Annotated in this window: 12 protein-coding genes and 1 riboswitch; of the genes, 3 read left to right on the top strand and 9 right to left on the bottom strand. The window is 52.1% G+C overall.

All coding sequences use genetic code 11. From position 1 onward, the window contains the following. The first annotated feature begins 33 nt into the window (after positions 1 to 33). Positions 34 to 1,122, top strand: a complete 1,089-nt coding sequence (locus BFJ94_RS00710; RefSeq protein ID WP_120460257.1) for a M24 family metallopeptidase — start codon at positions 34 to 36, stop codon at positions 1,120 to 1,122. Between the two features lie 113 nt (positions 1,123 to 1,235). Here BFJ94_RS00710 and BFJ94_RS00705 read toward each other — a convergent pair whose 3' ends face one another. Beyond that, positions 1,236 to 1,937: a queuosine precursor transporter gene (locus BFJ94_RS00705; protein WP_120460255.1), complete on the bottom strand. Its 702-nt coding sequence runs from the start codon at positions 1,935 to 1,937 to the stop codon at positions 1,236 to 1,238. Positions 1,938 to 2,255: 318 nt separating this feature from the next. Here BFJ94_RS00705 and BFJ94_RS25700 point away from each other — a divergent pair, with 318 nt between their 5' ends. Next, positions 2,256 to 3,251: a HAMP domain-containing protein gene (locus tag BFJ94_RS25700; protein ID WP_229716800.1), complete on the top strand. Its 996-nt coding sequence runs from the start codon at positions 2,256 to 2,258 to the stop codon at positions 3,249 to 3,251. Beyond that, positions 3,193 to 3,948, top strand: a complete 756-nt coding sequence (locus BFJ94_RS25695) for a methyl-accepting chemotaxis protein (RefSeq protein WP_229716801.1) — start codon at positions 3,193 to 3,195, stop codon at positions 3,946 to 3,948. The genes BFJ94_RS25700 and BFJ94_RS25695 overlap by 59 nt, the downstream gene beginning before the upstream one ends. Positions 3,949 to 4,025: 77 nt before the next feature. Here BFJ94_RS25695 and BFJ94_RS00695 read toward each other — a convergent pair whose 3' ends face one another. From BFJ94_RS00695 to BFJ94_RS00660, 8 genes are all read right to left on the bottom strand, one after another. Next, entirely contained in the window at positions 4,026 to 5,165 is a 1,140-nt protein-coding gene (locus tag BFJ94_RS00695; protein WP_120460253.1) for a KamA family radical SAM protein, read from the bottom strand. A 181-nt stretch (positions 5,166 to 5,346) separates the two neighbouring features. Beyond that, positions 5,347 to 5,487, bottom strand: a riboswitch (cyclic di-AMP (ydaO/yuaA leader). 28 nt (positions 5,488 to 5,515) lie between these two features. Beyond that, positions 5,516 to 7,111 carry a cobyric acid synthase gene (locus tag BFJ94_RS00690; RefSeq protein ID WP_120460251.1) on the bottom strand — a complete coding sequence of 532 codons (1,596 nt, stop codon included), beginning with the start codon at positions 7,109 to 7,111 and terminating at the stop codon, positions 5,516 to 5,518. A 25-nt stretch (positions 7,112 to 7,136) separates the two neighbouring features. Further along, complete coding sequence (gene cobS / locus BFJ94_RS00685; RefSeq protein WP_120460249.1) at positions 7,137 to 7,940, bottom strand: adenosylcobinamide-GDP ribazoletransferase; 804 nt, start codon at positions 7,938 to 7,940, stop codon at positions 7,137 to 7,139. Further along, the gene (locus BFJ94_RS00680; protein ID WP_120460248.1) at positions 7,937 to 8,566 is read right to left on the bottom strand and encodes a bifunctional adenosylcobinamide kinase/adenosylcobinamide-phosphate guanylyltransferase; all 630 of its coding nucleotides are present in this window, start codon (positions 8,564 to 8,566) and stop codon (positions 7,937 to 7,939) included. Before BFJ94_RS00680 ends, cobS begins: the two co-directional genes overlap by 4 nt. After that, a complete protein-coding gene (gene cobT / locus BFJ94_RS00675) occupies positions 8,563 to 9,642 on the bottom strand; it encodes a nicotinate-nucleotide--dimethylbenzimidazole phosphoribosyltransferase (RefSeq protein ID WP_120460246.1) in 1,080 nt (359 codons plus the stop codon). The genes BFJ94_RS00680 and cobT overlap by 4 nt, the downstream gene beginning before the upstream one ends. Before the next feature lie 737 nt (positions 9,643 to 10,379). Then, positions 10,380 to 11,174 (bottom strand): ABC transporter ATP-binding protein, encoded by a 795-nt coding sequence (locus BFJ94_RS00670; RefSeq protein WP_120460244.1) that lies wholly within the window; start codon positions 11,172 to 11,174, stop codon positions 10,380 to 10,382. After that, on the bottom strand, positions 11,171 to 12,217 hold the full coding sequence (locus BFJ94_RS00665; RefSeq protein WP_120460242.1) for a FecCD family ABC transporter permease: 1,047 nt from the start codon (positions 12,215 to 12,217) through the stop codon (positions 11,171 to 11,173). The genes BFJ94_RS00670 and BFJ94_RS00665 overlap by 4 nt, the downstream gene beginning before the upstream one ends. Further along, positions 12,214 to 13,227 carry an ABC transporter substrate-binding protein gene (locus BFJ94_RS00660; RefSeq protein WP_120460240.1) on the bottom strand — a complete coding sequence of 338 codons (1,014 nt, stop codon included), beginning with the start codon at positions 13,225 to 13,227 and terminating at the stop codon, positions 12,214 to 12,216. The genes BFJ94_RS00665 and BFJ94_RS00660 overlap by 4 nt, the downstream gene beginning before the upstream one ends. Positions 13,228 to 13,503 lie beyond the last annotated feature (276 nt).

Genomic DNA, 13,503 nt, shown 5'->3' with positions numbered 1-13,503 from the left:
TTTTGCATATTTTCCAGAAAGGAAGTATCAGTCATGAATTCCAAATGGTCCGGACTTGAACAGAATATGAAGCAATCCGGGATCGATACCTTGCTCATTACCGATCCCAAGCATGTATATTATTTAACCGGTTTTCTGAGCGACCCTCATGAGAGATTCCTGGGGGCTGTGCTGCAGAGCGGTAACGAGCCATTCATGCTCGTCCCTGCCCTCGATGAAGAGGCTGCCCGCGCGGCATCGGATATCACCGACATCATCACCCATCAGGACACCGACAATCCTTATCAAATATTAGCGACCAAATTAAAAGGGAAGATCGGCACAATCGGTCTGGAAAAAGACAATCTATCCATGACACGCTATGAATCTGTGCAAGAGGCGCTGTCCTTCTCCGCAAGCTTCGACGTAGGCCCTTGGCTTCGCGAGCTGCGGATGCATAAATCAGCCGAGGAAGTCGGCAAGCTGCGCCACGCTATTTCCTTAATCGAACAGGTATTACAGGAAGCGCTCAAGCAAGTGAAAGAGGGAGTTTCCGAGAACGAGCTCGTCGCGGAAGTAGAATATCAGATCCGCAAGCTTGGTGCGGACGGCCCTTCCTTCGATTCGATGGTATTATTCGGTGAGAACGCCGCCCTGCCGCATGGAATTCCGGGTAAACGGCTATTGCAGCGCGGTGATCTCGTCATGTTCGATATCGGGGTTTATGCAGATGGCTACGCCTCGGACATTACCCGCACCTTCGCCTATGGAGAGATTACCGAAGAGCAGACGCGGATTTACAACACCGTGCTTGCCGCCAATGAAGCGGCCATCGCCCAGATTCGCCCCGGCATCTCCTTCGGCTCCATCGACAAAGCCGCGCGAGATCTGATTACCGAGGCCGGATACGGGGAATATTTCCTGCACCGGCTTGGACATGGGCTCGGTATCGATGTCCATGAATTCCCGTCTGTACACGGCATGAATGATCTGTTGATGTCGGCTGGCAATGTCTTTACTGTCGAGCCGGGCATTTATGTTCCTCGAGTAGCCGGCGTCCGGATTGAGGACGATGTTCTGGTCACGGAATCCGGAGTTGAGGTACTGACTACTTTTCCGAAGCAGCTTACTTTTATCAGCTAGGCCTGCAGGCTAGCCAGCGCTGCACTCTCTAGCGAACAACACAAAACCTCCAAGACCCATCAACGCGATCCTGGAGGTTTTGTGATTTAAGGGGACTGCCTCTATCCGCACAATCAGTTCACCTTATCCGGTTCCGGCTCACCATCGGGATGAAAGTTGCGAGCGATGTACAGAAATGGCGTGCCCACCGCGGTCAAGGCAAATTTGATAATATATGTCGTGAACAGAATTTCCAGCCACACATCGAAGCTATATTTACCTATGAAGGCGATCGAGCAGAAGATTAACGTATCCACAAAAGAGCTGATCATCGTGCTTCCGTTATTCCGAATCCAGAGCTGATTACGCAGCGGATAGAAACGGCGAATCCAAGCATAGAGGCGCACATCAAGAAACTGACTGACGAAATATGCCGTCAAGCTACCGATGGCCAGCCTCGGCATCAGCCCGAAGATCGTCTTGAGCGACCCTTGCGCCAGATCCCCTGGCTGCGGCTGAAATACAAGCACCATCTGCATCAGAATCGTCGTCATAATGAGTGTGAAGAAACCGAACCATACCGCCTTCTTCGCCTCTTGGCGACCATATTTCTCATTTAATAAATCGCTCGTCAGATACAGACTTACATACATCGTATTGCCCAGCGTCATGACAATTCCGAACATATCGATCGTCTTAACGACTTGAATATTGGCGATGACGGTAGCAACCCCGATCCAGGCGTATAACCCCTTCTTGCCGAACCAGCGGTAGCAGATCAGGAAGAAGGTCAGATTTACGAGCATATATAGAATACCCCAGAAAAAATTAAACATCATGTTCCTCCTAGTTTTGATTACGCGGGATGGTTACGAACCGCGGCTAAATTCAATCAGCATTTCTTACAATAGCATAGCCTCCGGCAAGTTGCCAACCTATCATTCCTTTCCAATATAGAGCTTGCCCAAAAAGTGCGATTTTGAACTTAGCTTGCACTTAATGGCAGAATTCACGTTCTCGAAACAATGAAATCGCTAACATACAAAAAATAAAGAATACCGTTGTTCAATCGTTTCATTTTGTCTTACAATACCTTATATGCCATGTTTCTACCATCTGAATACATAGTAATAGGAAAGAATCAGGGGGATTCCATGAGAAAAAACAATCGTTCCATCGGTCGCAAATTTATGCTGACTTTTGCGATCATCACCATCTTATCGTCTATTTTGTATTGTACAAGCTTCTACTTCATTGCAATGGGCATTATCGACAAGAATGTAATGCCGCAATTTGATGAGGTATTGCATACGAGCTCCAGAGATATTTACAGAGGGCTTGATAATACCCAGGCTCTACAGCTCATTAAGGGTCGTGAAACCTCACGCTTTGCCGTAGAATCCTATCTGACCAAGAAGGTGGAGGAATTCCATCTCCATACGGCTTACATACTCGACATTCAAGAGGACAAGGCTGTCGTAGTCGGAGCCAACAAAGATTCAGTCATGAAAATCGGTGACGAGCTGGACATCCAGGAAGCTATGAACGTTCAAGACCCCGGAAAGCAAAAGATTAGCGAATTGTATCGAGATCAGTACGGTATCCACAAGACAGCCTATACCCGTCTATCAGGCAGCAACGCTGTCTTGGCCGTAGGAATGGATGCGACCTTCATCAAAGAGAAGGAAGAAGAAATTCTGTGGACCGGTCTCGCAATCATGGCACTTGTCATTGTGATCGCTCTGATTGCGGCTTATCTGAACAGTCAGAGAATCGTCAAACCGCTTAAGAAATTAGCAGCAGTAACCACAAGCATGGCCCAAGGCGACCTAAGCCAGCGGATCACCATTACCGGTCGAGACGAAATCGCCGAGCTCGCAACCAGCTTCCAAACCATGATCGATGAATTAAAAGAAATGATCACCAAGGTTCAGAGCAGCTCACATGGTGTGATTCAAGGCTCGGATCAAATTTACCAGTCGGTCAACACATTCCAGCAATTGATTGAGCATTCCGGCAGCTCCATGCTTGAAGTGGAGAAGGGCAGCACGGTCATCGCCGGGGGGGGCGGCCGCAGAGAACGCCCGCGCTATGGAGGAAATTTCGGAAGGAATTCAACATATCGCCGGCTCTTCAGCCGAGGTAACTGAACGGATTGGTCAAGCCTCAGATGAAGCAGACAGCGGCAATGAGCTGGCCAAATCAGCTACCCAGCAGATGCGCCTGGTAGAGCAAGCTGCTACGCAATCACTAACCCATATTTCTATATTGAACGAACGGGCCGCTTCAATTCTCCAAGTGGTCGACCTGATCTCCAACATCACGAAGCAGGTTCATATTCTGGCGCTGAATGCGGCGATTGAAGCCGCGCGGGCTGGAGAACATGGCAAAGGCTTCTCCGTCGTCGCCGCAGAGATTCGCATGCTCGCAGAGCAGACGAAGGACGCGACTTCCCAGATCAGCGAATATCTGTTAAGCATCCAGGAGGAATCTGTGAATTCCATGCAGATGATGCAAAAGGCTGCTAATGAGATTAGCTCGGGAACGAAACAAGTGAACCAGGCTGAGCTGGCGTTCAGCCATTTAACGGAGCTGATCTCCGAGATCAACTCCAGCGTTCAATCCGTCTCGGCAGCGACAGAGGAAATATCGGCCAGCACCGAGGAAGTAACCGCTTCTGTGGAAGATTCGGCCAATATTACAGAGAAATCCCTCCGCAGTATCGAAGAGATCTCTGCTAACTCCGGTCAGCAGATTCAAGAAATGAAGAACCATGTTGAAGCGATCGAACAGCTTCACAAGCATGCCTTATCCTTAAGAGAAGCCGTTGATAAATTCAAGGTTTAGAGCGCAATATAAGACCCGCCGGAGCACTTCCATGCCGGCGGGTCTTTCGGTTTACTGTTGCAATATTATGATTTCACTTACAGCTTATTCACGGAGACAACCTCGGCCAATTTCTTCTCTGGCTTCTCCCAATAAGACTCATTGCCGGGAAGGTCGTCGAACCAGGCTGCATCCTCAGGACATTCGAGCACCATGAACTTCCCGTACTCATTATCCCGGGATTGATGATATTTCAAATAGGCCATTCCGTTCTCAATCGCTAATATTTCAATTTTGCCAGAGGTGTGGCTCATCGATAAGCGGACACGCTTGCCAAGCCCAGAGGTACGAGCCTTAGCTCCCTCCACCAGCTTGTAGGCGCGCTGCAGCGGTATAACGAAGTCGGAGTTGCCGGCGACAGGACGGTTGATGAAGAAGTAATACGGCGTGACACCTGCCCAGGACAGTTTATCGAGCAATTCACCCAGCACCGCTTCGTCATCATTGATACCTTTCAGAATCGGTGTCTGATTCACGACGATCGCCCCGGCCTCATGCAGCGCCTCGAAGCATCTGCGAGCCTCCGCCGTAATTTCACGGGGATGATTAATATGTGCCATGATGTAAATGCGCTTCTCCGAAGAGGAGAACTCAGAGATCAGCTTCAATAGCTCAGGATCTTCATAGATCCGCATCGGGTTGAACACCGGTATCTTCGAGCCAAGCCGGATGATCTTCACATGCTCAATCGCCCGTAGCCGCTCAAGGATCGAACGAAGCTTGGAGGTAGCAAGGATCAGACTATCCCCGCCGGTTAACAGGACATTATTAATCTCCGGATGCTGGGAGATATATTCGATGCCCGGGGTTACATCGGCCATCGCTTCCTTCACATCATTGCGGAACAAGCGCTTGCGGAAGCAGTAACGACAATAAGCACCGCATACTTCAGATACAATCAGCAGCGCCGTTGTCCGGTACTTATGCTGACAGCCGGGAACGACATAGTTCGTATCCTCGTCAGAGGCATCCCAGCGCCCATACTCGCGAAGCTCCCCCGTATTCGGGATTACCAATTTACGAATCGGGTCATGAGGATCATCCCAATCAATCAAATTCAAGTAATAATCATTTACCCGGAACACGAACTTATCGGTAATCGGACGGAGCTGATCCCGCTCCTGCTGGGATAACTGCGTCACCTTATCGATATTCGTAATGTACTTCGGGCTTGCCATACACCATCTCCTCCTTTGAATTACGTCTAATCTATTGCCGATTCGTAAAGAAGAAGCATGGAGAAACCCACAGATGACTGTGCAGCGCAAGGCGAATATTAAGCCGAGTATAACGGGTCAGAATTATCCATAAAAAAACAAAAAAGACCCGTAACAGGGTCATGGTGAACCATTATAAAAAATATGACCCATCCACTGCAAACGAGGTTAGCTGACGGACTCGGGAAAGATGGTTCCCTACGCAAAAACATAACGATTCGCCCCAAAAAATGGTTCCCCCGCTTTTCGACTTTACCAATCGAAAATTAAGCGTAATTATATCGTATAACAAATGAAAGCGCTTGTCAAAGCTATGGCTGCTTGTTCAAGCCTGCGATCTCATATATTTTGTCCATATTCAGACGCTCTCTCACATGACTGGCCAAGCGGTCAAAGGCTGCTTCGCGCCGGGCAGCGGCGGTAAAAGTCTGCGTCAGGGGCTCCAGCCCCTTGGACATTCTTACCCCATCAAGCCAAGCTCTGCGCCAAATATCACTATCGAATATACCGTGTAAATAGGTGCCGAAAACCCGACCATCGGGACGGCAAGCGCCCTCCTGCCGCATTTGTCCGCCAGCACTCTGAACTGCGAATAACGGCACTGCACCTGGCTCCTGTCCGCTACCAGAAGCACCGGAGTATACCGTCTCACCGGAATGGATTTCATACCCTCCCACGGGCAAATTCGACTCTAGCGAAACCGAATATAACGAAAGCGGGATGTCCGGTAGTACATGTCCTTCGGTACGTTCTGTCATTTTTTCGGGAAGAAAGGTTGTCGTCAGTGGCAGCAAGCCCAGGCCCTGAGCTTGTCGCGGCTTGCCGGATTCAATCGCCTCCGTATCAAGCAGAGTATCCCCCAGCATCTGATATCCACCGCAAATACCCACAAGCTGCGTATACGTGCTTCCATGGATATGCTCCTGCAAAGCTTCCGCCAGGCCTTGCTCCCGCAGGAACTCCAGATCGCTGATCGTATCCTTGGAGCCTGGAAGAATCACCACATCCGGGGTCCCCAGCTCCGCGGTTCTCTGGACATAACGCAAGGACACATCCGGCTCGGCCGCCAGCATATCAAAATCGGTAAAATTAGAGATGCGCGGATAGCGAATCACGGCGATATCGAGATCACGCCCCTGCTTGGGCAAGGAAGCATAGGAATCAAGAATGACCGAATCCTCCGCCTCAATCTCCAGATCCGGTAAGAATGGCAATACGCCGAGCACAGGAATCCCCGTCCGCTGCTCCAGCCAATCCAGCCCTGGCTTCAGCAATTCCAGATCGCCGCGGAATTTGTTAATGATAAAGCCTTTGACCCTCGCCCTCTCTTCAGGCTCCAGCAGTTCTAACGTTCCAACCAGAAAGGCAAACACGCCGCCACGATCGATATCGCCGACCAACATGACCGGGGCCTCGGCCCAGCCAGCCAGATTCATATTCACAATATCGCGCTGCTTCAAGTTGATTTCCGCCGGACTTCCGGCTCCTTCCATGACGACGATATCATATTCGTCCCGCAATCGGTTCAGCGCATCCATTACAATCGGCTTCGCCATGGGCAGGAAGTCCTCCCGGTATTTCATGGCGCTAAGATGAAGATAGGGCTTGCCGTGGATGACAATTTGCGAATGCATATCTCCGGTCGGCTTCAGCAAGACAGGATTCATATCGGTCGTCGCTGCGATGCCGCAGGCCTCTGCCTGAACACCCTGAGCGCGGCCGATTTCCCGACCATCCATAGTCACATAAGAGTTAAGCGCCATATTCTGAGATTTGAACGGAGCCGTCTTCAGCCCATCCTGCTTGAAAATACGGCATAAGGCGGTCACGACCACACTCTTGCCGACATCAGAAGCCGTGCCTTGCAGCATAAGCACAGTCCCTTTTGACCTGTTATTTTGCCTCATTAAAATCGAACCTCCGCTTCCCTTATCAGAAGAGCAAACAGGCGAACAAGAGCAGCATCGCCTCCAGCCCTTCGTTCATCGCTCCATAAGTATCTCCGGTCAAGCCGCCTAGCCTTGTGCTCATCCTCCCCGCCATCCAGGAGCCGATTCCCCAGGCCAGTACAGGCGCAAGGATATAATAAACCGATGACAGAATCAGGTTCACATCTCCACATTGCGGCACAGCAGCGAGCAGGAGCAGTACTGCGGACAGCGCGAGCGCCAATAGAGTGGATCGCAGCGTATCTTCACTGCTCTGTCCCTGGAATCTTCCAGCGAGACCTTCTTTGCCGCGTGCCGTAGGCCATTTGCGCATGGCCAGCGCCATGAACCAACGGCTCCAGATCGGGGCGATCATAATCCCCGCTCCCGCTGCATACAGCCCGCGGCCTAGAAGTGTGACGAGCAGGGAAGTTTTGAAGAGCAATAGCAGGACGCAACCCAGTACCCCCATCGCCCCAACCCGGCTATCCTTCATGATCTCCAGCATCTTCTCACGAGGGCGGTAGCTCAGGAAGGCATCGGCAGAATCCATCCAGCCATCCAAATGCAGGCCGCCCGTCAGCCAGACCCAGACGATGAGCAGGATGACCGACAACGGGAAAACAGGCAGCGCCAAACCTGCAATGGCTCCGATCAGCCAGATGACAATGCCGATCGCCGCCCCGACGAGCGGATAATATTTCGCGCTTCTCTTCAACAGCTCCGGCGTGAATTCAAGCTCAGCCCGCACCGGAAAACGCGATAAAAATTGAAAAGCGGCCAGAATTGGCCGTCCTTTTTGTGTCATAACCGATACTCCCTGCTCTTAAGTTCAATCGGAATCCCTGCCGTTACAAGGAAGACCTGGTCAGATATCTCCGCTATCCTGCGGTTCATAATGCCTGACAGGTCGCGATATATCCGCCCTAGCCGATATTCAGGCACGATTCCGTCACCCACCTCATTCGTGACCAGTACCAGATTCCCGGAATAAGCGGAGATGACCGCAGCAAGGCGATCGATCTCCTTCCGTACTAGCTCCTCGGCCTCCGATCCGTCACCCGCTGTGAGCAGCACATTGGAGAGCCATAATGTCAGGCAATCCACCAGTACCACCTGTTCAGCTTGTTCGACCTGCTCGGCTGAAGATTCCAACGCTTGAGCTGAAGCGGGACTGAACCGCTGGCTCGGCCATCTCCATATCTGACCTATGTCACTCAACACAGCAGCCAGTTGCACAGATTCTTCCCTCGTCTCCCAAGCGAAGCCACTGTCCTCCCGCATTTGCTGATGCAGCTTGATCCGTTCGCGCATCTCGGCATCAAAGGCTTGCGCAGTAGCAATATAGAGACCTTGCCGAGCATGCTTCATGCACCACTTCTCGGCAAAGGCGCTCTTCCCGCTGCGGGCGCCGCCCGTTACCGTGATAATCATGCGGTTACCTCAGGCTCGGCGGGCTCAGCTGTAGACACCCCGGCGCTCTCAAATGTCGCCATCTCGGCCATGACATGGCCGATCGCATCGATCATATGCAGCGCCAGCACGCCGCCCGTGCCTTCGCCGAGCCGCATATCCAAATGCAGCATCGGCGTGAGCCCTAGCTCGCCAAGTAACTGCTCATGGCCCTGCTCATGCGAAGCGTGCGAGGCGATCATATAATGCGCCGCATTCGGCGCGAGCCTCTGCGCAACCAGGGCGGCTGCACTGGAGATAAATCCGTCGATCACGACCGGACAATGATGCGCCGCAGCCGCGAGAATCACCCCGGCCAAGCCGGCGATTTCAAGCCCGCCCACCTTGGACAGAACATCCAGCGGATCATCGGCATCCGGCTGGTTAACCTCGAGCGCGCGCTGCACTACCGAGATTTTATGCTGCAGCCGCTCATCGTCCAGGCCTGTTCCGCGACCTACGCATTCCTGCACGGATCTGCCAGAGAGCGCGCTCATCACGGCTGCGCTGGCCGTCGTATTGCCGATGCCCATCTCTCCAGTAACGAATAATCTCGAACCACGTGCGATCGCCGCTTCCACCGTCTCAACTCCCGCCAGCAGCGCCGCTTCTGCTTCCTGACGGCTCATCGCCGGTCCTTTGGCCATATTCGCCGTACCATAACGCACCTTCTTCATGACCAGATCCGGGTGCGATAGCTCGGCATTCACGCCGACATCGACACATAGCACCTCAGCTCCGGCATGGCGAGCCAGCACATTGACCGCCGCTCCCCCAGCGAGGAAATTATGTACCATCTGCGGCGTAACCTCCGCCGGAAAAGCACTGATTCCTTCTTCGCATACGCCATGATCCGCAGCCATCACGATGACCGAGCGCTTGGATACATCGGGACATTTCTCCCCGGTAATTCCCGCCAGCTTCACGGCCAGGCTCTCCAACTTGCCAAGACTGCCCGGAGGCTTGGTTAGCTTGTCCAAATGCTCTGCTGCAGCCGCCGAGGCTGCTTGATCCGGAACCGCGATCCCGCTGATGATTTGCTCTATTGACTGATTCATTTCGATCCCCTTTCTTCCTGCTGCCTATCTGACTCTAACGAACTTGACTCTGACGAAACGTGGTAACGCTATTCGCGCCAAAAAGTGCCTCTGCACATTGTAACGAAACAGGGTAACGCTATTGGACCCCAATAGTCGTTTAAAGCCTCGATTTAGCTCAAATAGCGATATGGTGTTTCGTTAGATTCAAATAGTCCTGTTTTTGAGTAAATAGCGCTCTGTAGTTTCGTTAAAAGTAAATCGTTGTTCTTCATCACCGAAGTTTGCTCCATATGCCAACAGAACCTGCAAATGTGGGTAATGGGTGGGAATAAGCAACACACTAAGGCCATTCCCGATAAAAGCCTGCGATTATGCAGGAATTTTGCCAATATTTCATCCGTGAGAGTGAATTCCTGCGAAAATGCAGCTTTTTTCTCCAAAGTAGCTCGATTCCAATCAAAAAGGTCAAAAAGCCTGCATATTTGCAGGAATTTCCTATCAACAGGGCATTTCGAGCTGAAAAACCTGCATATTTGCAGTTTTCAAATGTTCATGCCTGTGCACGCCGCACGTAGTATGCTCCCCAAGGGTCGTTAGCACTTATGCTAGGTTTACACGCCGCCGTAACACATTTGTCGCAGTATTTTGCAGGCCTAATCGTGTTTACTCGCCATGACCAGCCATACCAATTACTCACACTTGTTCCGCCCCTTGGCACTCTTGATGCTCTTGATGCTCTTGACGCTCATATCCTGTCACTTAACATTAGCACGATCTGTCTTGCGCAACAATAACTGCGGCTCGCCCTGGTCCGGGTGGGTAACGATATGAGACTTCACATGGAACACCGATTCGATCATTTCCGAGTTAATGATTTGTTCCGGGGTACCTTCCGCTACCACCCTGCCCTGATGTAGCACTAGCAGCTGGTCACAGTACAGCGCCGCCAAGTTCAGATCATGCATCACGGAAATGACCGTCAAGCCGGCCTCCCGCTGCCACCCCGCTACCAGCTCCATGAACTGCACCTGATGCCGGATATCCAGATAGGTCGTCGGCTCATCGAGCAGTACAATCTCCGGCTGCTGGGCCATGACCTTGCCCAGAGCAACCCGCTGCCGCTGGCCGCCGCTTAGCACATGCAGCGGTCTTGAGGCTAGCTCGTTCAGCTCCAGCTTAGCCATGATTTCATCCATCAGCTGCCGGGCCGCTTCGCTATTCTCCCTGCCGCGCCAATTCTGAAACGGGAAGCGCCCCATTTCGATCACTTCCCGAACCGGGTAGGCTACCGGCGGCAGCCCATCCTGCTGCAACACAGCCAGCTTGCGCGACAGCTCCTTGCGCTTATATTCGCTAATCCGCCTGCCACCTAGCTTGATCTGACCGCGATTCGGCTTCTCTACCCCTGATAGAAGGCTGATTAGCGTAGACTTCCCGCTGCCATTGGGGCCGATCACTCCCCAGAATTGTCCGCGTCGGACCTGCCAGTTGATATCCTTGAGCACGGTCAGGCTTCCATACGATTTATCGATATGATGAACCTCGATCATCGCATTTCCACCTCTCTCTCCCGCTTCTTCCGATACAGCAAATAAGCGAAGAACGGCGCCCCCACGAAGGCCGTGACAATCCCCAGCGGAATTTCAATCGGAGCTAGCAGCGAGCGAGCCGCCAGATCGCTCCACATCATGAAGATGCCTCCGCCGAGCGCAGAGAGCGGGATGATCAAGCGATAGTCGGGGCCGGTAATCAGACGGATAATATGCGGCACGACCAGGCCGACGAAACCGATTACTCCAGATACAGAGACGGCGGCAGCTGTAAGCAGGGTAGCGACGAATAGTACCGACAGCTTGGTAAATTCCACATTAAGACCGGTATGCACCGCCTGACGCTCGCCCAGAGCGAGCAAATTCAGTGTCCTGGCCCGGCTCCAGAGGAAGATGAGTCCAAGCGCCATATATGGCAGCAGGATGGCCGTATACGACCATCCTCGCAAGCTTAAGGACCCCATTGTCCAATATAGAATTTCATTCACCGTCTTCTTCGACATCGCCGTCAGGAAAGAGACGACAGCCCCAAGGAAGGACTGCATCACAACGCCCGACAGAATCAAGTTCTCGATCGGTATTTTCCCGTTCTCCCGGGCCAGCCACATGACGATCCACAGTGTCAGCGAGCCGGTTACAAAAGCAACGGCAGGCAGTGTGAACACGCCGATCCACGAATACTGCCACCCGAGAAAGATCAATACCGCCGCTCCCAGCGCTGAACCCGATGATACGCCGAGAGTGAATGGATCGGAGAGCGGATTACGCAGCACGCCCTGGAAGGCTGCCCCCGCTACCGCGAGGGAAGCCCCGACGAGCAGACCGAGCAAGACCCGCGGCAGGCGAACCTTCATCACGATCTGTTCGGAGGCTGTGCTCCAGTCCGGCGTAATAAAATCGCCAATCCACGGGATATGATGCAATAGGATGGCCATGATTTCCCCGGCAGGCAAATAGACTGAACCGACTCCAATACAGATCAGAAGGGTCATTGCCAGCAAAGCAAGACCTATGATTCCGTATCCGGCCAGCTTGCTTCTCATGGCTGCATCAAATCCGGATAGATCGCTTTGGCTACCTCAATCAACCCTTGCGTTACGCGCGGGCCTGGACGGCTCAGCAAATTATCATCCAATCCGATCACCTGATCATTTTTTACCGCATTAATTTGATCCCAGCCACTGCGTCCCTTCACGATATCCGCCAAGGTCTGATCATTCTCGATGACGCTCTTGGCATATAGAACCACGTCAGGATTCGCTTTAATAATGTTCTCTTCATTAATTTGGCTCCAGCCTTCTACATCGGAAGCTACGTTCACTCCCCCAGCGAGTGTAATCATCTCGTCCATGAACTCGCCCTTGCCGACGGTCCAGCCTGGAGAAAATTCTATATATACCTTTTTCTTATCTTCTTCTTTGACAGACTTCACAGCTTCTGTGACCTGGTCTAGCTCAGACTGCATCTGCTTCACAACCTGCTCCGCCTCAGCCTGGTGATCGGTAATTTCGCCGATCGTCTTGATATGATCCATCACATCGGCAATTGTCTTCGGATTGGACTGGAGTACCTTGATGCCCAGATCCGTCAAGCTCTTAATCGTCTCAGCCTTGATCATCGTTCCTGTTACAACTACGAGATCCGGCTCAGTCGCTACAATAGACTCCACATTTACCTGGAAGCCGCCCATCTTCGGCTTAGACAACGCCGCTTCGGGATAATCATCATTGTCCGAAACACCGACAATTTGCTCATCCAGTCCGAGTGCAAACAGCCCTTCCGTCTCCGACGGAGATAGCGATACAATCTTCTGCGGTGCCGCATCGAATGTAATTTCCGCATCGTTCGCATCTTTCACAGTCAGCGGATACGTTGTATGCTGTGCTTCTGCCTTAGTCTCGCTATTGTTAGTAGATTGTGAGGCCTCGTTAGCACTGCTATTAGCCCCGTTTGCTGCATTATTCGTGGTCGCATTATTCGCACCACAACCTGCAACGACGAGAAGCACGAACGTCAGTAGCCCGACCGCCCATATTTTTTTCCAGTTGCTCATGTTTCCCTCTCCTTTTGAATAATTCTGTGTACAAAATCGCCTGTTCCAGCTAAGGTCCAAGATTCGATGCCGAGTCACGCCCTGAGTCACTTCGTGATCAAAAGAAGACTTTTTGAACTACCTTCAAATCGGGTTCAAAAATTCCAGTTTTCAGCACCGAGAAGGTTGGATGAAGGCGGGCATGAGGAGCGCAGCGTACGTAGTGGGTACGTGAGCACCGGAAGGCCCGGCTGAATTCAAGATTCGACGTCGAATCGGCTTCTTGGCTTGCTTCGT

Source organism: Paenibacillus aceti (assembly GCF_003614185.1).
In the GTDB taxonomy this organism is placed as follows: domain Bacteria; phylum Bacillota; class Bacilli; order Paenibacillales; family Paenibacillaceae; genus Fontibacillus; species Fontibacillus aceti.
This window is presented reverse-complemented; position numbering and strand designations above follow the sequence as displayed.

Excerpts from the sequence above, each read along its gene's own strand:
- BFJ94_RS00710 (WP_120460257.1), top strand. The coding sequence starts at position 34 with ATGAATTCCAAATGGTCCGGACTTGAACAGAATATGAAGCAATCCGGG.
- BFJ94_RS00705 (WP_120460255.1), bottom strand. The coding sequence starts at position 1,937 with ATGTTTAATTTTTTCTGGGGTATTCTATATATGCTCGTAAATCTGACC.
- BFJ94_RS25700 (WP_229716800.1), top strand. The coding sequence starts at position 2,256 with ATGAGAAAAAACAATCGTTCCATCGGTCGCAAATTTATGCTGACTTTT.
- BFJ94_RS25695 (WP_229716801.1), top strand. The coding sequence starts at position 3,193 with ATGGAGGAAATTTCGGAAGGAATTCAACATATCGCCGGCTCTTCAGCC.
- BFJ94_RS00695 (WP_120460253.1), bottom strand. The coding sequence starts at position 5,165 with ATGGCAAGCCCGAAGTACATTACGAATATCGATAAGGTGACGCAGTTA.
- BFJ94_RS00690 (WP_120460251.1), bottom strand. The coding sequence starts at position 7,111 with ATGAGGCAAAATAACAGGTCAAAAGGGACTGTGCTTATGCTGCAAGGC.
- cobS (WP_120460249.1), bottom strand. The coding sequence starts at position 7,940 with ATGACACAAAAAGGACGGCCAATTCTGGCCGCTTTTCAATTTTTATCG.
- BFJ94_RS00680 (WP_120460248.1), bottom strand. The coding sequence starts at position 8,566 with ATGATTATCACGGTAACGGGCGGCGCCCGCAGCGGGAAGAGCGCCTTT.
- cobT (WP_120460246.1), bottom strand. The coding sequence starts at position 9,642 with ATGAATCAGTCAATAGAGCAAATCATCAGCGGGATCGCGGTTCCGGAT.
- BFJ94_RS00670 (WP_120460244.1), bottom strand. The coding sequence starts at position 11,174 with ATGATCGAGGTTCATCATATCGATAAATCGTATGGAAGCCTGACCGTG.
- BFJ94_RS00665 (WP_120460242.1), bottom strand. The coding sequence starts at position 12,217 with ATGAGAAGCAAGCTGGCCGGATACGGAATCATAGGTCTTGCTTTGCTG.
- BFJ94_RS00660 (WP_120460240.1), bottom strand. The coding sequence starts at position 13,227 with ATGAGCAACTGGAAAAAAATATGGGCGGTCGGGCTACTGACGTTCGTG.